We start from the raw sequence: 24,307 nt of genomic DNA on the forward strand, positions 1-24,307 counted from the left end.
TTGTACACCTCACTCTTTAGCTAAGTAAAAAGTCACTTGCGGTCAAATTGTAAATCAAGTGTTACATTTTAACCTTGTAAATTAGATATACCTTAAGCATCGAACTGGGCAGGTTGAAAATACCTTCTACATTGAATTATGTCTCGAAGTCCGTGGAGACATAAAAAGAAAATGGAGTTCAACATGCATAAGAAACATTTAATTGCAGTCGCGGTCGCAACTGGACTTGCTTACTTCCCTGTTAACGCTAATGAATACCAAGCGAGTATGGTAAGTGTCCCACAATCTAAAGCCATCAAAGATACTTACATTGTTGTATTCAATACCCCAAGCGTTCTTAATCTAAGTAATAACAACACCATAGCTGAATTCGCGACGAAACAAGCCGAGAGTTTAGTCAACCAATATGATGTCACTGTGATGAAAAACTTTGGCAATGTGCTCAATGGTGTACTCATCAAGGCCAGCGCCCAACAGATTAAAGCACTGCGTAAAGATCCAAATGTGAAATACATAGAACAAGATCAAATCATGTCAGTAACGCCTATGGTTGAAGCCAATGCCAATCAACCGAGTCCGACTTGGGGCATAGACAGAATCGATCAACGAAACTTGCCATTGGATAGTAACTATCACACGGATTTCGACGGCTCTGGTGTAACCGCCTTTGTGATCGATACTGGCGTGCTTAATACTCACAATGAGTTTGGTGGTCGCGCCAGCAGTGGCTATGATTTTGTGGATAATGATTACGATGCGACTGACTGTAACGGCCATGGTACCCATGTGGCAGGAACTGTTGGTGGCGCTACCTACGGTGTGGCTAAAAATGTCAATCTTGTGGGAGTCAGAGTACTCAACTGTTCAGGTTCAGGTAGTAACTCTGGCGTGATTGCAGGGATAAACTGGGTGAAAAACAATGCTTCCGGCCCCGCCGTCGCAAACATGAGTTTAGGAGGAGGAGCCTCCCAAGCAACTGATGATGCAGTCAATGCCGCAGTTGCCGCAGGGGTCACTTTCGTAGTGGCGGCGGGTAACGACAACAGCAGCGCTTGTAACTACTCACCCGCACGGGCGGTAAATGCCATCACGGTTGGTTCAACCACCAGTAACGATTCCCGCTCGAGTTTTTCTAACTTCGGGACTTGCCTTGATATCTATGCGCCTGGTTCGAGCATTACGTCCGCTTGGTATAACTCGAATTCAGCGACTAATACCATAAGTGGTACCTCAATGGCTGCCCCACATGTGGCAGGCGTTGCCGCATTATACTTAGATGAAAATCCAAATCTCTCTCCCGCACAGGTGACAAACTTACTCACGACGCGCGCCACGTCAAATAAAGTTACAGACGCGAAAACAGGTTCACCCAATAAATTACTCTTTTCACTCGCAGGCGATGATGGTGGCTGTGGCAATAATTGCCCCGTCGATGAAACACCGCTGCAAAATAATGTGGGTGTCGCAATCAGTGGTGCCACAGGTTCTGCGACGTATTACTACATCGATGTCCCAGTCAATGCGGCAAGTTTAGGGATCAATCTAGCGGGTGGTTCTGGTGATGCGGATATTTATGTCAGCCAAGGGCAAAAACCGACGACAACAAGCTACCAATGCCGCCCCTATCAAAATGGCAACAACGAGAGCTGTAACTTCACCACACCTACGGCAGGTCGGTGGTATGTAATGGTGCAAGGCTATAATAATTACGCCAATGCCCAACTGACAGCCAGCTATAACCTGAATGGCGGCGGAAGCTGCACCGATGCAAACTGCTTAACCAATGGCGTACCTGTCACGAATTTAAGCGGGGCAACGGCAACAGAGAAACTGTATAAGATAGTGGTTCCTGCCAATAGCCAACTCAACATTGCCACCAGTGGCGGAACTGGAGATGTAGACCTGTATGTTAAAGCAGGCACTACCCCAACGATCACCAGCTATGATTGCCGTCCCTATAAAAATGGGAACAATGAAAGCTGTTCGATTACCGTGACTCAAGCGGGAACTTACCATGTGATGTTACGCGCTTATTCGAGCTACTCGGGACTACAACTGAGTGCAAGCTACTAACTCATTGACCAAACCATACAATAAAGTTTAAATAAAAATAAGCCCACTAAGATAACAACTTAGCGGGCTTCTTTAAGGAATTAGCAGTGTGTAGTCTCACTAAATAACGTTAAAAGTTTGGGGATTTGGCGAGAATAATTGTCGGTTTCGCTTCAATTTGCAGACGCTCAATCACAGCGGCAAGCTTTTCAACACTAAGACGAATTGGGGCTGGCATACTGGCAAATTCGATACTTAGCAGCAGGTTTTTCACTTCGAGTCCTAATTCAGTATCACCTTGAATACTCAGCTTACGCTGGAAGAATAGCGTGTCGGGATCTTCCTTCGCCGCCGCCACTAACACTAGCTCAGCAGAGTTGGCACTGAAGGTCACCTGCGCATCGGTGAGCTCTCTGACTTGCCACTTGCCATTAAAACTGACTTCGAAGGCTAAGTTTATATCTTCCACTCGAATCGCGACCCATTTATCCATCAAAAATCCAAGCTCATCGTCAGCAGCTTGCTCGGCAAGTAAGAGTTCAAGCAATTGGCTGATGGCTTTTGCTTTGAGGCTAAACGGCATCTTAGCAAGGGGAAAGCCGATGGCTTTTGGGGTGAACTCTAAAAGTTGCTGAGCAAATTTTGCGAAAAAAACAGCGGACATAGCGGGAACCCTACAAGAATAAAACATGATATATCCCAGTTTATCGGGATTTTATGATCTTAAACCTGTTTTAAATCAATTCATCGCCATTCAATCTTACCTACACTCAGCGGCTATCATTTTATCGGGAGCATCACTATGGAGCTGTTGTGTCCAGCAGGAAATCTGGCCTCGCTAAAGTCGGCATTACATGCCGGAGCCGACGCTGTGTATCTAGGGTTAAAAGACGACACCAACGCGCGCTCGTTTGCAGGATTAAACTTCACCCCCGCAAAATTGCATGAAGCCACTGAGCTGACGCAAAAGCACGGCAAAAAAATCTTTTTGACCTTAAATACTTTTCCAAAGCCCGGTGAAGAGCATCGTTGGTATCAGGCTATCGATTTAGCGGCAAAACTGGGTATGGATGCATTAATTGTCGCCGATCTTTCTTTACTCGATTATGCCCATAGGCACTATCCAAACCTGCCACTGCATTTATCGGTGCAGGCCAGTGCAACCAATCTGGGGGCGCTGAGCTTTTATAAGGAAGCCTTTAATATCACCCGAGTAGTATTGCCACGGGTGTTATCCATGAAACAAGTACGGGATCTTGCTAAAGTCAGCCCAGTGGATTTGGAAGTATTCGCCTTTGGTAGTCTGTGCATTATGGCCGAAGGGCGTTGCCAGCTGTCATCCTATGTAACGGGCCAATCGCCCAACACAGGTGGATCTTGTTCACCAGCAAAACACGTACGCTGGCAAGAAGAAGGACAGAACAGATTAACCCGGCTCAACGATGTGTTAATTGATAAATCGGCCCTCGACGAACAAATGGGTTATCCCGTGGTATGCAAAGGCCGTTACATCACAGCAGATCAAGATTCGCCGCAATATTTACTCGAATCACCAACCAGTTTGAATACCTTAAGCTTACTTCCTGAGCTAGCCAAGGCGGGCATAGTGTCGCTGAAAATCGAAGGACGTCAACGCAGCCCCGCCTATGTTGAACAAGTCACTCGAGTATGGCGTCAAGCCATAGACACCTATCTAAATAATCCAGCGCTGTACTCACAAAGCCAAAATAAACCCCATTGGGAACAAGCCCTAGCGAAAGTATCCGAGGGTCAGATCACTACGCTTGGCGCCTACGAGCGCGATTGGCAATAAAAGGTAAATAGAGAGCAAGATTGACAAAGGACACCTTATGAAGATTTCCCTAGGACCACTGTTGTATTGCTGGCAGAAACAGCAAGTCGCTGACTTTTACCAGCAAGTCGCCGCCAGTCAAATTCCCTTAGTGTATTTAGGTGAGGCGGTTTGTAGCCGCAGACGCGAACTCAAGTGGGGCGATTATCTAGAGCTGGCGCAAATGCTCAAGCAGGCGGGTAAAGAAGTCGTGCTTTCAACGCTGGCCTTAATCGAAGCGCCATCTGAATATACTGAGCTCAAACGCCAGGTCGATAACGGTGAATTTATCGTCGAAGCAAACGATATGGCGGCAGTGTATCTTGCTAAAGAGCGTAAGTTACCCTTTGTCTGCGGCGCGAGTATCAATAACTACAATCGTGCTAGTTTAGACATCTTGCAGCGGTTTGGAATGCAAAGATTTGTGATGCCAGTGGAGCTATCTAAGGCTTGGTTACAACAAGTGATTCAAGAGCAGCCATCATTTGAGGTGGAAGTGCTCGGCCACGGCTATTTACCACTCGCCCATTCAGCGCGCTGCTTTACCGCTAGACACAAACAGCTCACGAAAGATCATTGCGAAACGGTATGCCGTGAATACAGTAAAGGACTACTCGCGCAAACCCAAGAGCAGCAACCTTTACTCAGGCTCAATGGAATTCAAACCCAATCCGCTAGCTGTTTAGATTTACGCAGTGAAATAGCGGCAATGACACAAATGGGGGTCGATGTGTTTCGAGTATCACCCAGTAGTCTTGACTGCATCACTAAAGCCAATGCTTTGGTTGATACGATTCAAGCGACTAAAAATACTCAGGATTTCTCAATGAATAGCAACCTTGATATAACCCAGTGCAACGGTTATTGGTTTGGTGAAGCGGGCCTTGCTGTGCATGTGAATCCATAGCCTAAAGCTGAAGATAAGCCTAAATTTAAAGATAACTCAGCCAATGATTTTGGGATCTTGGCTGAAGCTTAACTGGCTAAAAAGCAGCACACTTGTCCAACACAATAAACTTCCCAGTCCAATCCATTCTAGTAGGGCTGGCCACCACAAAGTAGGACGCGGCAGTTGCAATACCATCTCCTGATAAAACGGTCTATCGCCTTCGGTCAAACCTAAATTGAGCTGTGGTGCATACAGAAACGTCAACATGCTACATAAGACTATTAACGCCAACAACCCAGTCCAACGGCCAAAGTTAGACTTGCCGAAACAGACCAAGGCTAAGTAGAAGATCGCACTCAAACTCCCCAGATAGAAAAACCATTTCAGCCCAAGAACATGCAAGTGATACACGTTCACCGGAAATAATCCCACGCTCGCTAAAGCCAGAAAAGTGAGAGCCAAACTGATAAAGAAAGGGTATCCCCAGCAAGAAGTCACCTGCTGCAAAGAAGACAAACAATAGAAAACGAGGCTTAAACTGCCAAAAAACAACCCACCGTTAAGAATGACAGCGAAAGACGAATGACCATAAGTCCCTAATTCACTTAGGGTGTGATTCAAAAAATTGAAGCGATGGAATTCAGAATCATCGAACCCCAAAACAGTAATAACAATGCCAATTAAAAGCCCAAAGATCCCCAAAAAACCAAACTTAATGGCCAGTGTTGAGCCGCCTTTAATCGTAACCTTCTGTACTTTTGCGATCATGAATACTAGAGCTGGATGGGAGTAATACTAACTTACATGGAAATGAGAAGATTTAAAGCGGCGGGTATCCGCTTTATGAATAATATTTTTACTTTCATCGTTATTTGCGACTTTTTAGTCAATCACAAAAGCATCAAGATAATGGAGAAGGTCACTTTTAGAGATAAGTCGATTTAAAGGCTTATCGCATAAAAATGTGTCCTAGTGCCCAAGGCTCCTTAACATTACCGCGATATGCACAACAGGTTCTCGCCAATGCTATATAGCCAGAGTTATCTCTATTGCACTTTCAAATCGAACAGAAAACCAGCCAACATGGCGGTAGCGCTAAAGTTACTGATGTTTTTTTGTGCAGAAATAACATCTAGATAGTTTCACACACATCAGTAAACAAGTAATTAACCAGTCGTTAACCCACCTAAGGTAAGTGATGGTAAAACTATGTTTAATAATGCTTTTACAGTAATATAAGCCAATATAGCCACTCTTAATTTATCGACAACTGAAGTAAAATAACTATGCTGTTTTGCTGCTTATATCAAACTAACTAGCGAATCGTTTTACATAGAGAAGCTAAGCGAGTAATCTTCCCCATTCTCGTTTTTGAGTTGAATTTAAATGCACCTTAATTAGCGTCGACAGCTTGTTACGTGCGGCTATTTATTCAAATTTACCATGTACGACTCGTACTTTAAGGTGTACAATATTGGCTACTGAAAATAAAAACCGAAACATTAAGACGATACTCACCTTTATCGTCCCTTCGCTGATTGGTCTGTTGTTATTTATGACCCCTATCAGCTACAACGATGCGATCACAATTCCTATCGCTATCATATCTAAAGCACTGCAAGGCGCATTGAGCGGTGTGCTAACCCTCATAGTGACTATTATTGTTGTGACTACGGCGCTGGCCTCTTTGCTGTCAAAAGTGTTTAAGCCCACATTCGTTACGCAAAATCACTTCCTTAATGGTTTATTGAATGTCAGCCCTATGTGGTTGACGACTCGGATCTTAGGTGCAGTGTTTATCGTACTGACTTACTTAGGTTTAGGTCCAGAGATCATCAACTCCTCGAGCACTGGCGCATTAGTCTTAAACGACTTATTACCTGTGTTGTTCTCGGTATTTATCTTTGCAGGTATGTTACTGCCGCTGCTGCTGAACTTCGGCCTACTCGAGCTCTTTGGCACACTCTTAACGAAAGTCATGCGTCCCGTGTTCAATCTACCGGGTCGTAGTGCTATCGATTGTATGGCCTCATGGTTAGGTGATGGCAGTGTCGGCATTTTGCTGACCAGCAAACAATACGAAGCCCGTTTTTATACCCAGAGAGAAGCCGCAGTTATTGGTACAACCTTCTCGGCGGTATCTATTACCTTCAGCTTAGTGGTGATCTCACAAGTTAAGTTAGAGCATATGTTTGTGCCCTTCTATTTGACTGTGTGTCTCGCCGGTTTTGCCGCCGCTGTGATTGTGCCTAAATTGCCACCATTATCGTGGAAGAAAGACAACTACATAGATGACACACCACGCATGCCAGATGATGAGCTGATCCCAGCAGGACATGGCGCCTTATCTTGGGGCTTTGATAAAGCCTTAGAAAAAGCCGCCAGTGCTGGTGGCATAAAAGCGGTCTTAAATGAAGGTATTAAAAACGTTGTCGATATGGTGTTTGGTATTATCCCTGTGGTAATGGCCATTGGTACGCTGGCACTGATTATTGCCGAGCACACGCCCATCTTTAACTATCTGGGGATGCCGTTTATTCCATTACTCGAATTACTGCATATTCCAGAAGCCACTGAAGCCTCTAAAACAATCGTGGTCGGTTTTGCGGATATGTTTATTCCGTCAATCCTTGCCAGCTCAATTGAATCAGATATGACCCGCTTTGTAATTGCAGCCTTATCTGTGACTCAGTTGATCTATATGAGTGAAGTCGGTGCACTGCTTATCGGCAGTAAAATTCCCGTCAACTTCGTTGAGCTTTTCGTGGTGTTTATTCTACGCACCTTAGTGACACTGCCTGTTATCGCAGGTGTAGCGCATTTATTGTTCTAACATTACGCTAGTTTGGGCCTAACGTAGATTTTAATGTAAGTCCAACAAGCGTTCTAAAAAAGGGGAGTCAGATTAACTGACTCCCCTTTTTGCACTAACTCATACACGAACTGGCTGTTTTGATTATATCGCGTGACTTAATCGTACAATCTCCACTCGACACCACACAACTCACTTTGGGACAGAAATGCGTTGGAAAGTAGTGTTTGGGATCAGTAATTTCAGTTGTTAGAAGTTTAGCGTTTACGAATATCCACTCGTACAGGCTTACCATGGCATTCGCTCGTCGACTCGCAGCCAGTCCGTCCCTGGATGCTCGACCGCCCCGTCCATGGGGCGGACGGTCGTCTCGCTAATCACCATGGCGCACCTTTCGAGCATTCGCGTAATCTGTAGATTTACAAGACATACGCAACATACTTTTGGACATTTCTAAGTTAGACTTTTAGCTCGAATTAGTGAGTTTCGAATTAAAATTTCTATAAGTAACGCCCCTATTTAACGGCGAGGAGCTTTTTCCGAGTTCGTTGCAATGGTTTGTTAACTGAAAAAGTCTCGAATATCAGCAACAGGCCTATTTTCATTAAGTCTTTCCGTATACCTCCTAAACTGGAATACTATTGGTATACCTTTTCCGCCTTGCAAACCGTAAAGCTGATGTTGTTCATGGGTGCTACAGTATTTTGGGTCATCTAAAGTATGAAGAGTGCGACAGTTAAATGGCCTAGCTTGGTAAATTGAACATGAATTGTCCTTTAAGAAAGGACAGTCACTATTATGGCTAGTGCTAGGAAGCCTTACGTTTTTAGCCTTTTTCCCAGATACTTTTTCTATATATTTGGCTTCCAAAGTGGTAATTTGAACATCGTTTTTGCAGCACGCGCTACAATGATTGCTACAAACACTGAATGATTTTGCGAATAGACTGAATTTGTTTAAAAACTCGTATACATGCTTCAGCTTTTCAAACGGACTACCTTCATGCGAGTCAAGAATCCGCTGTGTATTCTTGCAGTCAGCTACAAGCCAATCAGGAATTTCAGGTAGAGCTCGATGCTCGTTCTTATCCAACAACTTTACTTCTATTAATGAAGCTTGCTTGCTTTTTTGAAAGAAATTCCTTAGCCAATTCAAACTTTGTCCCTCATTTCAGTTAACTATAAGCGCACGCGTGCGAACCTTGGTGAGCGTCGCTGCGGCCGCAGGCCGCAGGCCGCAAAGTGGCGCGCCTTGTTAGAGTTCATTGAGCAAGCCCTCGAATGAGGGGCTTTCGGTATTCAGGATCCTTCTCATTCCAAAACACGAAGCCCTCTTTCAAATCAAGATTGAAGAACGACTCGTAATAAGCATGTTCATCAAAGGGTTCGCCATCGCGACCAAAAATCTTAATCTTGACTGGCTCTTGCTCCATTTCAAGCGGTCCTTGATGCAGCGCTATTGCAGTGAAAATCTCCTCAAGCCTCATTTGACGCTTTGTATCTTTCTCGCCATATAGCTTGGCAAGAGCATTGATCAATCTGTCGCTTTCTGGTCCAGTTCGGATGAATACCACGCCTTGTCGATAGACATTTTCTTTCTTGAGTTTCATTTCTGAATCAAATCCGCTCTGGATGTTTTTGACAACTTCAACATCCATACCAACGACTTCACCAGAATATGTTGCCCGTAACCGGAGCCTGAAGCTATTGGCGCTCTCTGACCGTTCAACAATTCTTAGAACGCAGTCAACAAATCCCTCTTCGCTGTACTGATCAAGGATCGGATTTCCGTATGTATCTGTTTTCATTGGTGTAGAGGACCATGCTAAATTGGATAAAAGTAAAAGTGACAGCAGTAACTTCTTCATAAACTCTAACATTTTATTAGTGCGCATGCGCGTTTACCTCATTAGACCAGTAAAAACGCGCACAGTTAACTATATGTATTAAAGAGAATTTATCAGCCTTTCATCCAATACACCATCTGGAAAAACGCGCATGCGCGTTTTCCAAACCTATTAACTAATTTTGTAAAAGTATATGCAAATGATTTTAAAGGGTTTTGTTAGTTTTAGGCTGGATAAGCGCACAAACTAATGAGTGTAAAAACACTCAAAAGCATCTAAATTTAAATACGACTGTATACCCATACATTGTTAGTCGCTTTACGGTAGGGCCAAAAATTATCTAAATAGATAAGATTTTGTAGGGCAACTCATTCGTCAGTTTTCAATTCACTAAATGAATGCTAGCCAGCTTTGGGGCAATAGCTTTTTAGCTAAACGAACAGCAGAAGTGTTAATTAAGATTGGCATTGTTGCAACTGTGACCGTTGGCGGCATGGATGCCGTCGTCGAGCCCTCAGGGACGCTTCTTGTTAAATGCAAGGGCGGCGAGTCACAGGGGAAACAATGACAATTCATGCTGCAAACTGACAACAAAGTTATCTTGCTTTGGGGCAGAAGTAAGTTAAACCAACCTATCGGATCTAATTGCATCCTGATGTGAATCTTGCAGGTTCAGTCCAGGCTAATCCACCTTTTGTCATCTGCATGTCATCTAAACTTCATCATTCGGTCAAAGCCCCCCACTAAGCTCATATTCGTTAACAGCCTAATGGGGTGAATACGAGATGACAGGATTTAATTTCAGGAAACTTGAGAGGTCTACGCGGGAAGAGATAAATGACCCCAGCCTTTCCCCTCCCACCTTTAATCGCTCAACGCCAACATTAGCACCAACATCCTCAAATCAATCCAATTGTGCCGCTATTACCCCATCCGCATTAACTTCAACCCATACAGCAAGCATCACAGTTAACGCCCTCTGGTTGTCAGATATCCATTTAGGCTGTAAGGATTGCAAGGCTGACTACCTGCTCAGCTTGCTTGAAACCGTGCGTTGTCAGCACTTGTATCTGGTCGGTGACATAGTCGATTTATGGGCGTTGAAACGTAAGCTGCACTGGCCAGATAGCCACAATAAGGTGCTGCAAAAATTCATTGAACTGGCACAAAACGGCACCCAAGTGATTTATCTGCCGGGCAACCACGACGAACTGATTAAACCCTACGCCGAGCTAAGCCTGTGGAATATTAAAATTGCCCGCCAACATATTCACCACGGAATTGGCGGCCATAAACTCTTGATGCTCCACGGGGATCAGTTTGATGCCGATGTGTGTGTCGGCCGTTTCTACGCCATATTGGGCGACCATTTATATGACCTATTGTTGTTCCTCAATCGCAATCTCCATAGCTTGCGGGAACGCTTAGGTTACCCCTATTGGTCACTGGCAAGTTATATCAAGTCCAAAGTGGGCAAGGCTCAAGCCGCTATTGGACATTACCGTCAAGCGGTACTCAACTATGCCCAGCACTTTGATGTTGACGGTGTGATCTGCGGTCATATCCATCAGCCCGAACTCTCGACTCACCCCAGAGCCGCCCAATATTACTCACCACTCAGTCCCCCAGAAAAGAGGCAGATCATCTACGCCAACGACGGTGACTGGGTCGAAAACTGCAGTTTAATCACAGAAACCTTAAGCGGCGAATTACAACTTTGCCGCTGGAACGAGCAAACGCTCAAGCTCGATATTCTCAACAGTATAGCGCTGGTACAACAGCCGCCTGAGATGCACAAAGACAAGCAACAAAAAACGGCAGCGCAGCAAATGCCAAACATAAATACCGGCGAAACTCGCCCAAGGGATGTTGCCTAACACTATGAATCAATTACATAACGCTATGGAATACAATGAAAAAACGCTAAACAGCAACCTTAGCCATAACAAGCATACTGTGCCGTTTAAGGCGAATAACATGATTTTTACCGTTGATAATGTGGTTGAACAAAATCTACCAGCGATCAATGACAAACCTTGGCTCGCTAAACCTGCCAAGGCCATGCTGCGTTACCTGCTCAATGAAAAACAGTGCAACGATATCGCCAATCAATATACCTATTTACAGGGCGTAGACTTTGTCGAACAAATGCTGGCGAGTTTTGACTTTAGTTTTACCGTGCCTGCCAACGAAATAGAAAATATTCCCTGTGAAGGCCGAGTGGTCATATTCGCGAACCATCCTATAGGTTCACTCGATGCATTAGCGCTCATCAAACTCATCAGTGAAGTTCGCCCTGATATTAAAGTCGTCGCGAATGAACTCTTGATGGCGCTGGAACCGCTGCACTCAATCCTACTGCCAGTGCGCAATATGACCGGCGGCACACCGAAACAGCATTTAGAAAAAATCCACCAGCATCTGCGTAATGAAGGCGCAGTGCTGATTTTTCCGTCGGGCGAAGTCTCGCGTCTGCGCCCTAACGGCGTGCGTGATACCCAATGGCACTCAGGCTTTTTAAAGATGGCGATTTCCTGCAATGCGCCCCTACTGCCAATATTTTTAGATGCCAAAAACTCTGCCACTTTCTACGGCGCATCTATGATTTACAAGCCACTTGCGACACTGCTGCTAGTGAAGGAAATGTTCAAGCAGGCTAAACGTAATATGCCGATCCGCATTGGCGAGCTCATTCCCAATGAAGCCGTACGCTCAATGGACTTTCCACTCAAGACAAAGATAAAACTGCTTAAAAATCACTTGTATCGTATTGGCAAAGATAAAGATCCACTGTTTATCACCCAGAGCGCTATCGCCCACCCCGAATCGCGCCGTGAACTGCAAACGGCACTGCAACAATGTGAACTTCTAGGGGAAACGCAAGATAACAAGTTGATTTATCTCTACCAACACCACGACAGTAATCCCATCATGCGGGAAATTGGCCGCCTGAGGGAAATCGCCTTTCGCGCCGTAGGCGAAGGTTCGGGCAAGCGCCGCGATATCGATAAATACGATTCCTATTACCAACACTTAGTGTTGTGGGATAAAGAGCAGTTTGAAATTATCGGCGCCTATCGTTTTGCCAGTGGTGAGCAAGTCTTAGCAAAATATGGCGACAACGCACTCTACAGCCAATCCCTATTCCAATACGCCGACAGCTTTATGCCCTTTGTGAAGCAAGGGTTAGAACTCGGTCGCAGCTTTGTGCAGCCTAAATATTGGGGTAAACGCAGTTTAGACTATCTGTGGTTTGGCATTGGGGCTTATCTCGCCAAGCATCCTGAATATCGTTATCTATTTGGCCCTGTGTCCATCAGCAATCAACTGCCTGGAAGTGCTAGGGAAATGCTAGTGCACTTCTATGCGCGGGAATTTGCACCTGCACAGCAGATGGCAGTTTCCATGTCGCCCTTTGGCTTATCTAAATCCCAAAAAGCTAAGTTAGATGACTTGTATTTCTCCGAGGATTATCAGAGTAACTTTAAGCAACTCAAACAAGTGCTCGCGAGTATGGGGGCGGCCGTACCTACGCTCTACAAACAATATGGTGAACTGTGTAAAGCCGATGGGGTTAAGTTTCTCGCCTTTGGTATCGACGCCGACTTTGGCGATTGTATCGATGGCTTAGTGCTGGTGGACACCCACAAACTGAAAGGCAAAAAGTATCAACGCTACATAGGCGCACACTTGCCCGAATCGGAGCGGATGCCAATCACAGCGGATGATGAGCCAGAGGTCCAAGATCTTTGAGTTAAAACTTTGTAATGGGTGTTGGCTAAACTTGCACCACTCTGTTATAAGTAACTGTAATGCAGCGCATTAACAGAGCGCATCCTAGGATGCGCAAGCTTAACAGGGGATCATCATGCCGATCATTATCGCCGATATTATGAGTACCCGAGTCGTCACGGTTGAAATGGACGATCGATTAACTGTGGCGAAGGAAATCTTCGACCAAGCGAGCTTTCATCACTTGTTGGTCGTCGATGAGTATCAACTTGAAGGCGTGTTATCGGAGCGGGATCTATTGCGCGCGATTAGCCCGAACTTGGGCAGTAGCGCGGAAACCGCAAGAGACTTAGAAACCCTACAAAAACGTGTCCATCAAGTGATGACGCGTAATCCGGTTACCGTCGCACCTCACATCAATTTAGACACGGCCACCCGCATGTTATTAGATAACAATATAGGCTGCTTACCCGTGTTAGAGGACGGTAAATTGGTTGGGATTGTTACTTGGAAAGACTTATTACGTACCTATTGTGAGTACAGAGCACAAAATCAAAGCGAGTGCTAATCCTAAGACTGCACTCGCTTCTGTTCTCAATAACTCAGTTCAAATCACTCAGTTTGCCTAACTTAAATCGCCCAGCCACCCATATAAAACACCACTAAACCTAAGGTGATGGCAAGCACGCCTAACTTCAGTTTGCGCCATTCGCCACTGCAAATACGGCCTACCACCAGTGTCACAAAACCCAGCATAATACCGGTAACGATATTACAGCTTAAGATGATAAACACAGCGCAGGTTAAGCCCGACATGGCATCAACTTTATCGTCAAAATCGAGTTTCGCCACATTACTCAGCATCAACAAACCCACATACATCAAAGCAGGCGCTGTCGCATAGGCAGGCACTAAGTAGCTTAATGGCGCTAAAAACATCATCAATAAAAACAGTACGCCAACGATAGTCGCGGTTAAACCTGTCTTACCGCCCGCTGCAGTCCCCGCCGCCGACTCGATATACACAGCCGCTGGTGCACCGCCGACTAAACCTGCCACCATACTGCTGACTGAGTCTGAAGTTAAGGCTTTACCGCCGCCGACAATATTGTCGTCTTTATCGAGTAAATTAGCTTGGCCAGCCACAGCACGAATAGTGCCGGTCGCATCGAAAATCGCCGTCATCACTAACGCTAATACGATAGGCAAGACCACAGGATTAAAGGCACCCATAATATCGAGCTGACCAATCAGTGAATGCTCTGAGGTAAAATCAGGCAAGGCGAACAAACCTTGGTATTTAACGCTCGGATCGAACACTAAACCAAATACCGATAGCGCGATAATCACCAACAAAATACCGCCTGGTACACCGCGGCGCTCTAAACCAATTGTCGCCGCTAAACCTATAACGGTAGCGATAACAGGTAAACTGTTAATGTCGCCTAACTTCACAGGTAAGCCTGCGCTATTTGCCACAATCAACTGCACACTGTTAGTCGCAATCAAAAGTAAAAACAAGCCGATACCTATGCCTGTACCGTGGGCTATGCCCTTTGGTAAATTCGCCAGCACCCACTGGCGAATACCTGTCACACTCACAAGCGTGAAGGTCACACCCATTAGGAAAATAGCGCCTAAAGTGACTGGAATCGACATTCCCTGACCTAGGACTAAGCTGAACGCAGTAAAGGCAGTAAGCGAAATCGCGCAGCCAATCGCCATAGGTAAGTTAGCCCATAAACCCATGAGCAAAGAACCAAATGAAGCAATTAAACAGGTGGCGATAAACACGGCGCCGGGATCAAACCCCGCTTGGCCTAACATGTTTGGCACCACAATCACTGAGTAGACCATAGCGAGGAAGGTTGTGAATCCCGCAATCACTTCTTGGCGAACTGTGCTACCACGTTGTTGAATAGAAAAATAACGGTCTAGAAACGAACCAGAGGATACGGCTGTTGAACTCAATTGCTCAGACATAATATTGTTATACCTTGTGATCTCTTAAAATGGGGTCGGTACCAATTACCCTAAAACGCAATTGGCGACGCTGGCTGCGGCAGATTAGAGCCCCAAATCCATCAGACTTGGGTGAGAGATCCACATCATTTTCCTACTGTGGGAAAAATCCATGATCTGCAAGCAGTGATGCCTCGCGATGATTAAAAAGCCATTAACCATGTAGACGCAGCCGTTGTTGGCCGCGGATGATACTGGAATCTCCCAAAGATAGCTAAGACATCGCCTACACTTCGATAAAAAATTAGCGGCAAAAACTGAAATCTGTTGTTTAAAAAAACGCCTAAACCTATGTAATAACTGCTACTTAATATCACATTAATCACGATAAGAGTCTGCCAGTGCCGCGTAAACGTACGCTAACTTCACCCCCTCCTTCATCTCCCAATATTAGAATATGGCAAGTCAACCAAACCTTGATACTTAGTGTATTAATGTTACAGGGGTTGTAGTACAAGGAGCCACACTTACGCTTTATGTAACGAACACCTCGTCATTCACACCGCCTGCGTGAATATGCGATCTTGGTAGCTTTATTGAACAAAAAATTACTCTGCTTTTACAGCCACATCAATATGACTTATGCTTAGAGGCACTGATGGGACTACACTTAGCTGACTATGAAAGAAAAAGGATTGGGTATGGACGAAAGGCGTAAGTTTTCGCGGATTCTATTTGCCACGAGCGCACATCTACAGCAAGGTGGTGCACAGTGGGAGACGACCATTCTCGATTTGAGTCTAAATGGCGCCTTGGTTGAAGAACCGCAAAATTTTATTAATTCGGGTGATGCTATTACCCTCAGTTTTGCCTTACCAGAATCTGACATTGAGATCCGTATGGAAACTGAGTTGGTCCATCAAAAAAATGCCCAATTAGGTTTGAAGTGTAACTTTATCGATGTTGATAGTATCAGCCACCTAAAACGTATGGTGGAACTGAACCTAGGTGATGCTTCTTTGCTAAATCGTGAACTCATGTTGTTTATCGAAAAACACAATATCACAGATTAAGACACTCGCTCACAAACACAAACAGCGCCTAATGGCGCTGTTTTGCTTGCTGGTGTTAATCTCATTCGCGAGCATTTGATGCTAAATCGCTTCTAGCGCTTCGGATAACTTAGAAACACCCACCACTTCCATCCCAGCTGGAGGCTTTTTCGGCACATTGGCCTTGGGCACGATTGCTCGCTTAAAACCATGCTTAGCGGCTTCGATTAATCGCTCTTGCCCATTGGGCACAGGACGAATTTCGCCGGACAGCCCGACCTCACCAAAGGCAACTAAATCGCTAGGCAAAATATCACCGCGAAAACTCGATACCATTGCAAGCAGCAAGGTTAAGTCGGCACTGGTTTCCGTTACTTTCACGCCGCCCACCACGTTAACAAACACATCCTGATCCGACATCTGCAAACCACCATGGCGGTGCATTACGGCAAGCAACATGGCCAAACGGTTTGCATCCATACCCACAGCCACGCGGCGCGGGTTAGACATAGCTGAGTTATCCACCAGCACTTGCAGCTCCACCAACAAGGGCCGGGTGCCTTCCCAAACCACCATGACAAGCGAGCCAGATGATTCTTCTTCACCACGAGAGAGGAAGATTGCCGAAGGATTGGCGACTTCCTTTAAGCCGCGCTCGGTCATGGCAAATACACCTAATTCATTGATCGCGCCAAAACGATTTTTATGGGAGCGCAAGGTGCGGTAACGACTATCGCTATCCCCTTCGAACATCACAGAGCAGTCGATACAATGTTCCAATACCTTGGGCCCAGCCAAACTGCCATCTTTGGTTACATGGCCGACCATAATCACGGCAATGCCATTTTCTTTCGCAAAACGGGTTAAGTAAGAAGCGGATTCACGCACCTGCGACACACTGCCAGGGCTCGATGCCACATCACTCATATGCATCACTTGAATCGAGTCAACAACGATGACTTTAGGCAATTCTTTAAGGGCAACTTCGCAAATTTGCTCGACGCTGGTTTCAGACAACATCCGCAATTTATTGGTTGGTAAACCAAGGCGATGGGCGCGCATCGCTACCTGCTGCAACGATTCTTCACCCGTGACATACAGTGCAGGCATTTGCTCGGCCAAATGACACAGAGTTTGCAATAAAAGCGTACTCTTACCTGCGCCTGGATGTCCGCCAATCAAAATGGCAGAACCAGGTACAATCCCACCACCGAGCACTCGATCTAATTCGCCAAAATGACTCAAGATCCGCGGTAAGGCATTAAGATCGATTTGATCTAATGTCTTCACTTCATTGCTGCTTGCTCCGGCATAACCGACAAACTTAGTGCTGCGCCCAGGCGACGCTGCACCGAGCCTCACCTCAGTGATCGTATTCCATTCCTGACAAGCGCTACACTGCCCTTGCCAACGGGGAAAGTCTTGTCCACACTCATTACATACGTACGCCGTTTTATTCTTTGCCATAACTCATTAAAATCTGTATAAAATCAATTTAAGTAACTGCGAATACTGCCGACATAAGACTAACAGCCCAATACAAAATAAGCATTAAAAAGAACCCTACATGAGTCTAGATAACCATAGTGCACTCATCGAACAGCTCAAGCCATTGCTCATGGAACCTAACTTCCATGAGATTTTCCAGCAGCTGACGATAGATGAAACCAATTCGACCCGTTTTCTAGTGAAAATGGAACTCAGTCGTTTGGCTTCACCATGCACGCGAATTATCGATCTCAGGGATAAATCTGAGCTTCCTTGTGTTGAAGTGATGTTAGGTCAACAGCGACATTTTTTAGATGAACCCGCCAAAAACAGTATGCATGAGGCCATGTCACTGTTTCGCAACCAATATACCTTGGGAGTATACGAGTATGTGCTCAATGCTCACCAACAACGTCGGTTAAAGTTGCGCCAAAGTGTCACGCAGGTAGAGGCCGCAGAATCAGAGCCTTTTATGGTGCCCGGCGTGGTATTAGGCAGTTATTTCAACCGCACAGAAGAGCGGATGAATTACAGTATTCGCATCGCAGCATCGCAAACCGGTCGTGGTGAAGTACAAGGAATAACTGCAGATTTATCCGTAGGTGGTGCCCGTATTCGTCTTGCAGCCAACCATCCCTTCGATCTCGACCATCCCCTAAAAATAAAGTTACTGGAACTCAGTGAGGAATTTTACTATCCCGATCTCCAGCTCGGTGTTGACTATGAGGTTGTCGATAGCCAAACCAATGGCGAATATATTTGGTTAAGACTCAAGCGTATTGGGGGCAGCGAAGCCTTAAGTGAAATGCTTGGCAATTTAATCCGCGGCTACAAACTGCGTTACAAAGTAGATGTGAATGATGTGATAGTCACAGCAACAGGGCTTGGATTTGAGCGTCATTATTTACCCCACTTACCGCACTTACCTTTATATTTCAATACTCAAACGCAAGGTTTGAGCCACATGCTACTCAGCCGAGACAACCAGCAGATAGTACATTATTTTCAAGATGAAAATGATGTGAGCCAGTTACCAGCTATGCTGACACCAAGCCGTTTATCTGAGCTACTTAATCACCCTGAAAATCCCGACCATGGGCTATTTTTTAGCTTTACCTATAATGCCCAAGGTTGCTTATATTTTTACTCTGCCACCTTAGCAGAGCTTAAAGCTAAGGGCATGATGCCTTTATTTTTAGGCTTTGCATCGACCAAGCCCAGCTGGCGGATCTTCAAAGTCACCCAAGATAAAATTTATCATGATAAGGGTTATCGACGTGCGACCCTCCCAGGAGATGAAGCAAAATTTAGCCCATTGGTCGAACAACAATTATCACAATTTAGTCATTTGCTTCAGCTCATCGAAATCAGCAACGAAGATACCAGAGGCCATTACAAAGCTTGGCAAGACGATAGCAATGCCAACGCCCTAAAAACCTTTGGTCAACAAAGACTGACCACCAATCAAATTAAGTTAGTTTCCATGCAGTTTAGCGAGCGACGCCAAGAAGCGCGTTTCGCCTTTAAAACCTTAGTCAATGTGACTCAAGACAAGCACAAAGCCACGGGCATTACTTTAGATATTTCTAGCCGAGGCATGCAATTAACCTTGGATAATCCTGCAGATTTTTCATCAAATAAACCACTACTGTTAAGCTTCCCAAAGCTCCAAACCATTGCAGGCAAAACACAGCTAGATAACCTCCCCTACCGCTTAGTGCGTACCCGCAAGAATGGTGTAACCCTACATTTAACCGCCGTTATGGGTCATACGCCCCATGTTGGGGTCGAATTTTTAAATAAACTTATCGCCCATAACAAAGAAAAATTAGAGCAACTCACCGAAAACAATAGTGAAATCAAAGAACTTGCAGATGGTTTAAAAAATATTTTGATGCATGATTTACATTCTGTGCCCTATTTTGTTGAAAAAACGACAAAATCTGCCCAAGTCGCTTGTTTAGGCGTTGGTACACAACAGGATGAGATCAGCGATATTTTTGCCGCGGGCACCTCAGATACTCTGCAATATAATTTAGCGCCGCTGCTAAAAGACGGTTTTTTTAAGCGAGATATTCTCGAACCTATCCGTCAAATGAAACCTCAACAGGACATGGATTTTATTGAAGTGTTTATTCAGTTAATTCGTCAATCTCGCGGAAAAATCTTTTTAAAGTGCACTCTTGCAACTGAAATCGGTGGTGTCGAAGCACAGATAACCTTTATCAATCAGAGCAAAGCATTAGGCAGATTCCTCGCCCTACGGATTTATCGCGGCGCGACAGAGAAGCCTGACATGAACTACCTACGCCGTGAATTGGAATACATTAATATTCATGCAAACCATAAAGCTAAACAGTTAGAAGAACAGTTATGGCGTGTGATTGGTGTCGGCGAACTGTTAGATATTACCCAAGAAGTCGAATTAAGATACCCAGTACTTCATAAAAAGCAGTCTTAATTGTTCAATACCGCCAGATCAAAACTTAAATACCAATCCCTTATCTTAGGAAAATGATCACTGGTGGCATCTAAATGCGTCAGCATATCTGCATGGCCATAGTCATGCTTAAAGCCATTCTCCTTAGCGAGAAGCGTCGATTTAACCCGTTTAAAGCCACACTCTACGACCATATCCGCCACATCTTCTGGATGCCCCAACACAGTATCGTTTTGCCCTGAGATAAACCAAGCCGGTGGCCAATGAGCGCGCTTTGCCGCTTTCGCATAATCAAACCCATCATCGTGATCGATCCAATCGCCCCGCACCCAATCGATACTTTGAACTAATGAGGCACGGCTCTCATTGTCCATACCAATGCGCAGCTTATCGGCGGCGAGGTAACCTTGGCCCATCGCTAAACCTGGCGCTAAACGATTCCAAAAAACATCAACCATTAACCACTTTTTGAAGGACTTAACCCGAATTGTCCGTTTGCTACCGAAAGTAAGCAGTGAACGAACGCTTTGCTGCAAATCAGGATATCGGGCCAAACTACTCGCCATCAACACGCCGCCCCATGAATGGGCACACCAATGCACCTGCGAAGGCGCCACGGCTTTACGAGTCGTCTGCTCTTGGCAGACTTTTTGATGTAAATCGAGAATCGCCTGCTGCACTAAAGGTAACTGCTCGCGGATCACTTCCCCCTGCCCTAAGGTAAAATCACGATCGATTTTAGGCAAGCTGAGCCCTCTTCCTGCAGTATCCAGCACATACACCACAAATCCCGCCTTCACTAAATAACAACCAAGACCACGGCCACTCAGGCTATAAAACACCCGACCGTTAGACATAGCGCCATGGAGCATGAGGATAGGCGTTTTAGAAAAATCAGGCGCAGCCGGTAATAACTGGCGTAGATGCAGTTGACCATCGCGGTACGGCAGGTAGATTGAAGACTGTGAAATGGTCGAAATTGAGCCTTGGGCGAGCTGAGTCAAAATAAGTCACTGGTAGTTTATCAATATCCCTAAACTACCAGCTCATCAATAAAAGACAAGAGTCATTGCTCTAACTCAGTCTCTATCCAGACTTATATTTAAATAAATGAATAACCTAGATTTGTAGCAGATAAGGTAGAACCCGCAGGTCGAGATGGCGAATATTGGCATCCGCCGCCGCTGCCAGCTTAGGTTTGGCATGGAAAGCGATACCAAAATCCGCTGCCATCACCATAGGAATATCATTCGCGCCATCGCCGATCGCGACTCTTTGGCCTTTTGGAATTTGCCACTGCTCACTACAACGCTCAACCACATCTGCTTTAAACTGCGCATCCACAACTTTACCTGTTACTTCCCCCGCAAGTTTACCGTCAGTGATCACTAACTCATTAGCAAAGGCCGCATCTAAGTTTAGAAGCTGCCTTAAATGGCCAACAAAAGGCGTAAAGCCGCCAGATGCAACCACTAAACGCCAGCCATGGGATTTAAGTTCTAAAAGCATGGGCTCAAGCCCTGGCATCAAAGGCAAGTTGTCGCACAAGGTCGTGATAATACTGGCATCGGCGCCCTTAAGCTGTGCAACGCGCTGACGCAAACTCTGCTCAAAATCTAGCTCACCTTGCATAGCACGTTCAGTAATCGCCGCCACGCGCTCACCCACGCCTGCCATGACCGCTAATTCATCAATACATTCAATCTGAATCGCTGTGGAATCCATATCCATCACTAATAAGCCGGGATGATTCAAGCAAGGCAAATCAGCATGAATGACATGCAGTTCAGCTAAAGACTGCGGGAATGCCGCTAACTGCGCCTGAGAAGGCAAATTTACCAGTGCCAACTCGATACAATGTAAACCAACTTGTCGTTCGATATGGGCGATACCGATAACGTTAGACTGAGGTAATTGCGCTATCCATGCCGATATTGTCGCCTCTACCACGGCATCTTGATAAATAATTCGCACACGTGAAACACCAGCGGGGTTTGCTGACTCTTGATAACGTTCAAACACTTGCCCTTGGCGTTCAAACCTTGGGGAATGGTCAGAGACTAACCACAAAAAAAGCGCATCTTGGTTCAAGCTTTCCATCGGACTTAAATTCTCCAACTATCGGGCTCACTCAGAATCAATTATGATTAGGCAAGCGCTCTACATTTTAAGGGTCAAAGTGTTATATCTTAAAGGGCTAAAGAAAAGCCATAAAATCAGTAGACTGATCCAAATTGCCGCCGCATTCGCCTTAATATTCGGCTTAGTGCAATTGTGGCAAACAAGCCTACTACAAGGTCAGCTGCTTCTAAAGTCCCAAACTCAAAAGATGGCCAGATTACTGGTACAGCAAACCGCTTATGGTGCCGCACCCGCGCTACAACTGCAAAATGATGAGCAGTTGCAATGGCTCGCCAGCGCTTTAGTGGAAGATCCTAAGGTGATGTCCGCCGCCATCTTCAGTGACCAAGGCATGCGGCTATCCTTCGCTCAAAGCATCACTAAGGATGTAGTTGATCCTGACTCGGAAGAAATGAATTTGCTGCTAAGCAAATATCCTCCCTATGTAGAGCCCGTGATCCAAGAAGGGAAAAATCTAGGTTATGTCGAAGTCAGACTTGATACCAAGTTATTTTTCAACGAAATCAAAGAAGCCCATAATTTAAACATGGAGCAACAACAAATCATGCTGCTGGTTGCAGGCTTGATTGGTATGTTGCTTTCACGCTCTTTGTCTTTCAAACGTGCCGACTTCGACCGCCGTCGCTTTCGGGTTAAGTTGCGTCAAGCGCCGAAAAAACCTAAGAAACGATCCATAGCTGAAGAGCCATCAGAAAGTGTTAATGATGGTTTGGCGCAAGTGCTAACCGAAGATCAAACAGTGTCGACCACTGATAATCCACAAGAAAAAGTGGCTAAACCCACTAAGGCGCAAAAAGCAGTGACAGAGGCAAATACCGATAAGCTCACTCAGACCAGTGTGCAAACTAAGGCCGAAAAAACGTCAGAAAAATCATTGGAATTACAGGATAATACAGCAGTTGAAAACGCGGCAAACGATGCGGAACAAGCGGTACCTGTTAAGGTTAAACCTAAAGTAAAAAGTGTCCGTCGGGTAAAACACGCGACTAAAGCAACAGCCGCTGCGGCCGAAACCTCGACGCCAAAAACACCCAGTGAACCAAGTGATCTCGACACAGATTCAACAGGTTAATATCTATTTCGATAGATAAGGTAAATCACTAATCTATTGATAGCTAAGCTCTAGATAAGCCATAAACAAGCAATTTCTAATAACCAAACCATTAATAACAAAGTCGAATAGAACAGCCGCTAAAAATTGGCATAAAAAAGGGTTCGCATTGCGAACCCTTTTTCAGTAGCACACTCTTACAGCGTAACAGTTACAGTGTAATCGCCGCTTCTAATGTCATGATGATCATGTCATTGAATGTGGTTTGACGTTCTTCTGCAGAAGTCTTTTCACCGGTGCGGATATGATCAGATACAGTCACAACGCACAGGGCACGCGCACCAAACTCATGGGCAACGCCGTACAAACCAGCCGCTTCCATTTCTACGCCTAATACGCCCATCTTCTCCATCACGTCAAACATTTGTGGATCAGGAGTGTAGAACAGGTCCGCAGAGAAAATGTTACCTACGCGAACTTTAGTGCCACGAACTTTCGCAGATTCGATAACCGCATTCATCAGCTCATAGTTAGCGATAGCGGCAAAATCTTGGCCTTTAAAACGTAAACGGTTAACCGCTGAGTCAGTACATGCACCCATACCGATGATCACGTCACGTACTTTAACGTCAGTGCTGATCGCACCACAAGTACCCACACGGATCAGGTTCTTAACGCCGTAATCACGAATTAATTCAGTTGCATAGATAGAGCATGAAGGAATACCCATGCCAGAACCCATTACTGAAATACGCTTACCTTTGTAAGTACCAGTAAAACCTAGCATGTTTCGAACATCAGTCACTTGCTCAACATTTTCTAAGAATGTTTCAGCAATATATTTTGCACGTAATGGATCGCCTGGAAACAGCATTGTCTCAGCGAATGCGCCCTCTACAGCATTAATGTGTGGTGTTGCCATCGAAATAACCCCTGTTTATTTTATTAAGACTTAAGTCTTTGTTTACTGGCGGCAAATGTCAGCCGCCAAATCGAAATAAATGCTAATT

The 24,307-nt window shown here is 45.3% G+C and carries 19 protein-coding genes; 10 read left to right on the forward strand and 9 right to left on the reverse strand.

Annotated elements, in window-relative coordinates:
- Nucleotides 1-183 precede the first annotated feature (183 nt).
- Nucleotides 184-2,073 carry a S8 family peptidase gene (locus tag ACHA99_RS13820; RefSeq protein WP_393943326.1) on the forward strand — a complete coding sequence of 630 codons (1,890 nt, stop codon included), beginning with the start codon at nucleotides 184-186 and terminating at the stop codon, nucleotides 2,071-2,073.
- A 109-nt stretch (nucleotides 2,074-2,182) separates the two neighbouring features.
- Here ACHA99_RS13820 and ACHA99_RS13825 read toward each other — a convergent pair whose 3' ends face one another.
- On the reverse strand, nucleotides 2,183-2,716 hold the full coding sequence (locus ACHA99_RS13825) for an SCP2 domain-containing protein (protein WP_393943328.1): 534 nt from the start codon (nucleotides 2,714-2,716) through the stop codon (nucleotides 2,183-2,185).
- A gap of 138 nt (nucleotides 2,717-2,854) precedes the next feature.
- Here ACHA99_RS13825 and ACHA99_RS13830 point away from each other — a divergent pair, with 138 nt between their 5' ends.
- Both ACHA99_RS13830 and ACHA99_RS13835 read left to right on the forward strand, forming a co-directional pair.
- Nucleotides 2,855-3,865, forward strand: a complete 1,011-nt coding sequence (locus tag ACHA99_RS13830) for a peptidase U32 family protein (RefSeq protein ID WP_393943330.1) — start codon at nucleotides 2,855-2,857, stop codon at nucleotides 3,863-3,865.
- 37 nt (nucleotides 3,866-3,902) lie between these two features.
- Nucleotides 3,903-4,790, forward strand: a complete 888-nt coding sequence (locus ACHA99_RS13835) for a U32 family peptidase (RefSeq protein ID WP_259523928.1) — start codon at nucleotides 3,903-3,905, stop codon at nucleotides 4,788-4,790.
- A 36-nt stretch (nucleotides 4,791-4,826) separates the two neighbouring features.
- Here the strand turns inward: ACHA99_RS13835 and ACHA99_RS13840 are convergent, their stop codons facing one another.
- On the reverse strand, nucleotides 4,827-5,540 hold the full coding sequence (locus ACHA99_RS13840) for a hypothetical protein (protein WP_028761881.1): 714 nt from the start codon (nucleotides 5,538-5,540) through the stop codon (nucleotides 4,827-4,829).
- A gap of 706 nt (nucleotides 5,541-6,246) precedes the next feature.
- On the opposite strand from ACHA99_RS13840, the gene ACHA99_RS13845 reads away from it, so the two are divergent.
- On the forward strand, nucleotides 6,247-7,605 hold the full coding sequence (locus tag ACHA99_RS13845) for a YjiH family protein (protein ID WP_173243401.1): 1,359 nt from the start codon (nucleotides 6,247-6,249) through the stop codon (nucleotides 7,603-7,605).
- A gap of 540 nt (nucleotides 7,606-8,145) precedes the next feature.
- Here ACHA99_RS13845 and ACHA99_RS13850 read toward each other — a convergent pair.
- Both ACHA99_RS13850 and ACHA99_RS13855 read right to left on the reverse strand, forming a co-directional pair.
- A complete protein-coding gene (locus ACHA99_RS13850) occupies nucleotides 8,146-8,739 on the reverse strand; it encodes a YkgJ family cysteine cluster protein (RefSeq protein ID WP_393943331.1) in 594 nt (197 codons plus the stop codon).
- Between the two features lie 106 nt (nucleotides 8,740-8,845).
- Nucleotides 8,846-9,478, reverse strand: a complete 633-nt coding sequence (locus tag ACHA99_RS13855) for a hypothetical protein (RefSeq protein ID WP_393943333.1) — start codon at nucleotides 9,476-9,478, stop codon at nucleotides 8,846-8,848.
- A gap of 737 nt (nucleotides 9,479-10,215) precedes the next feature.
- Between ACHA99_RS13855 and ACHA99_RS13860 the strand changes: the two genes are divergently transcribed.
- The 3 genes from ACHA99_RS13860 (at nucleotide 10,216) to ACHA99_RS13870 (ending at nucleotide 13,730) form a co-directional block, all read left to right on the forward strand.
- Nucleotides 10,216-11,307, forward strand: coding sequence for a UDP-2,3-diacylglucosamine diphosphatase (locus ACHA99_RS13860; RefSeq protein WP_263266727.1), 1,092 nt, complete (start codon nucleotides 10,216-10,218; stop codon nucleotides 11,305-11,307).
- Nucleotides 11,297-13,183, forward strand: a complete 1,887-nt coding sequence (locus ACHA99_RS13865; protein ID WP_393943336.1) for a GNAT family N-acyltransferase — start codon at nucleotides 11,297-11,299, stop codon at nucleotides 13,181-13,183. The genes ACHA99_RS13860 and ACHA99_RS13865 overlap by 11 nt, the downstream gene beginning before the upstream one ends.
- A 115-nt stretch (nucleotides 13,184-13,298) precedes the next feature.
- Nucleotides 13,299-13,730, forward strand: coding sequence for a CBS domain-containing protein (locus ACHA99_RS13870; protein WP_393943338.1), 432 nt, complete (start codon nucleotides 13,299-13,301; stop codon nucleotides 13,728-13,730).
- Nucleotides 13,731-13,792: 62 nt separating this feature from the next.
- Here the strand turns inward: ACHA99_RS13870 and ACHA99_RS13875 are convergent, their stop codons facing one another.
- Nucleotides 13,793-15,145 (reverse strand): NCS2 family permease, encoded by a 1,353-nt coding sequence (locus ACHA99_RS13875; protein ID WP_105251716.1) that lies wholly within the window; start codon nucleotides 15,143-15,145, stop codon nucleotides 13,793-13,795.
- Between the two features lie 680 nt (nucleotides 15,146-15,825).
- On the opposite strand from ACHA99_RS13875, the gene ACHA99_RS13880 reads away from it, so the two are divergent.
- A complete protein-coding gene (locus tag ACHA99_RS13880) occupies nucleotides 15,826-16,197 on the forward strand; it encodes a PilZ domain-containing protein (RefSeq protein WP_173243387.1) in 372 nt (123 codons plus the stop codon).
- 81 nt (nucleotides 16,198-16,278) lie between these two features.
- Here the strand turns inward: ACHA99_RS13880 and radA are convergent, their stop codons facing one another.
- The gene (radA, locus tag ACHA99_RS13885; protein WP_006082696.1) at nucleotides 16,279-17,643 is read right to left on the reverse strand and encodes a DNA repair protein RadA; all 1,365 of its coding nucleotides are present in this window, start codon (nucleotides 17,641-17,643) and stop codon (nucleotides 16,279-16,281) included.
- A 100-nt stretch (nucleotides 17,644-17,743) separates the two neighbouring features.
- Here radA and ACHA99_RS13890 point away from each other — a divergent pair, with 100 nt between their 5' ends.
- Complete coding sequence (locus ACHA99_RS13890) at nucleotides 17,744-20,125, forward strand: PilZ domain-containing protein (protein ID WP_393943341.1); 2,382 nt, start codon at nucleotides 17,744-17,746, stop codon at nucleotides 20,123-20,125.
- Here the strand turns inward: ACHA99_RS13890 and ACHA99_RS13895 are convergent.
- Together ACHA99_RS13895 and serB are read right to left on the reverse strand one after the other, a co-directional pair.
- Nucleotides 20,122-21,108 (reverse strand): alpha/beta fold hydrolase, encoded by a 987-nt coding sequence (locus tag ACHA99_RS13895; protein WP_263176279.1) that lies wholly within the window; start codon nucleotides 21,106-21,108, stop codon nucleotides 20,122-20,124. The two genes, ACHA99_RS13890 and ACHA99_RS13895, sit on opposite strands and share 4 nt — an antisense overlap.
- Nucleotides 21,109-21,223: 115 nt before the next feature.
- Complete coding sequence (serB, locus tag ACHA99_RS13900; protein WP_393943343.1) at nucleotides 21,224-22,204, reverse strand: phosphoserine phosphatase SerB; 981 nt, start codon at nucleotides 22,202-22,204, stop codon at nucleotides 21,224-21,226.
- 79 nt (nucleotides 22,205-22,283) lie between these two features.
- On the opposite strand from serB, the gene ACHA99_RS13905 reads away from it, so the two are divergent.
- Complete coding sequence (locus tag ACHA99_RS13905; RefSeq protein WP_393943499.1) at nucleotides 22,284-23,318, forward strand: YtjB family periplasmic protein; 1,035 nt, start codon at nucleotides 22,284-22,286, stop codon at nucleotides 23,316-23,318.
- A 190-nt stretch (nucleotides 23,319-23,508) separates the two neighbouring features.
- Here the strand turns inward: ACHA99_RS13905 and deoD are convergent, their stop codons facing one another.
- Nucleotides 23,509-24,219 (reverse strand): purine-nucleoside phosphorylase, encoded by a 711-nt coding sequence (gene deoD / locus ACHA99_RS13910; protein ID WP_006086929.1) that lies wholly within the window; start codon nucleotides 24,217-24,219, stop codon nucleotides 23,509-23,511.
- Nucleotides 24,220-24,307: the final 88 nt, after the last annotated feature.

Origin of the sequence: Shewanella sp. S23-S33, from assembly GCF_043359565.1 — a bacterium.
GTDB classification, from domain to species: domain Bacteria; phylum Pseudomonadota; class Gammaproteobacteria; order Enterobacterales; family Shewanellaceae; genus Shewanella; species Shewanella oncorhynchi.

What these genes read in the sequence shown, in the direction of transcription:
- ACHA99_RS13820 (WP_393943326.1), top strand. Translation starts at nt 184, where the DNA reads ATGCATAAGAAACATTTAATTGCAGTCGCGGTCGCAACTGGACTTGCT.
- ACHA99_RS13825 (WP_393943328.1), bottom strand. Translation starts at nt 2,716, where the DNA reads ATGTCCGCTGTTTTTTTCGCAAAATTTGCTCAGCAACTTTTAGAGTTC.
- ACHA99_RS13830 (WP_393943330.1), top strand. Translation starts at nt 2,855, where the DNA reads ATGGAGCTGTTGTGTCCAGCAGGAAATCTGGCCTCGCTAAAGTCGGCA.
- ACHA99_RS13835 (WP_259523928.1), top strand. Translation starts at nt 3,903, where the DNA reads ATGAAGATTTCCCTAGGACCACTGTTGTATTGCTGGCAGAAACAGCAA.
- ACHA99_RS13840 (WP_028761881.1), bottom strand. Translation starts at nt 5,540, where the DNA reads ATGATCGCAAAAGTACAGAAGGTTACGATTAAAGGCGGCTCAACACTG.
- ACHA99_RS13855 (WP_393943333.1), bottom strand. Translation starts at nt 9,478, where the DNA reads ATGCGCACTAATAAAATGTTAGAGTTTATGAAGAAGTTACTGCTGTCA.
- ACHA99_RS13860 (WP_263266727.1), top strand. Translation starts at nt 10,216, where the DNA reads ATGACAGGATTTAATTTCAGGAAACTTGAGAGGTCTACGCGGGAAGAG.
- ACHA99_RS13865 (WP_393943336.1), top strand. Translation starts at nt 11,297, where the DNA reads ATGTTGCCTAACACTATGAATCAATTACATAACGCTATGGAATACAAT.
- ACHA99_RS13870 (WP_393943338.1), top strand. Translation starts at nt 13,299, where the DNA reads ATGCCGATCATTATCGCCGATATTATGAGTACCCGAGTCGTCACGGTT.
- ACHA99_RS13875 (WP_105251716.1), bottom strand. Translation starts at nt 15,145, where the DNA reads ATGTCTGAGCAATTGAGTTCAACAGCCGTATCCTCTGGTTCGTTTCTA.
- ACHA99_RS13880 (WP_173243387.1), top strand. Translation starts at nt 15,826, where the DNA reads ATGGACGAAAGGCGTAAGTTTTCGCGGATTCTATTTGCCACGAGCGCA.
- radA (WP_006082696.1), bottom strand. Translation starts at nt 17,643, where the DNA reads ATGGCAAAGAATAAAACGGCGTACGTATGTAATGAGTGTGGACAAGAC.
- ACHA99_RS13890 (WP_393943341.1), top strand. Translation starts at nt 17,744, where the DNA reads ATGAGTCTAGATAACCATAGTGCACTCATCGAACAGCTCAAGCCATTG.
- serB (WP_393943343.1), bottom strand. Translation starts at nt 22,204, where the DNA reads ATGGAAAGCTTGAACCAAGATGCGCTTTTTTTGTGGTTAGTCTCTGAC.
- deoD (WP_006086929.1), bottom strand. Translation starts at nt 24,219, where the DNA reads ATGGCAACACCACACATTAATGCTGTAGAGGGCGCATTCGCTGAGACA.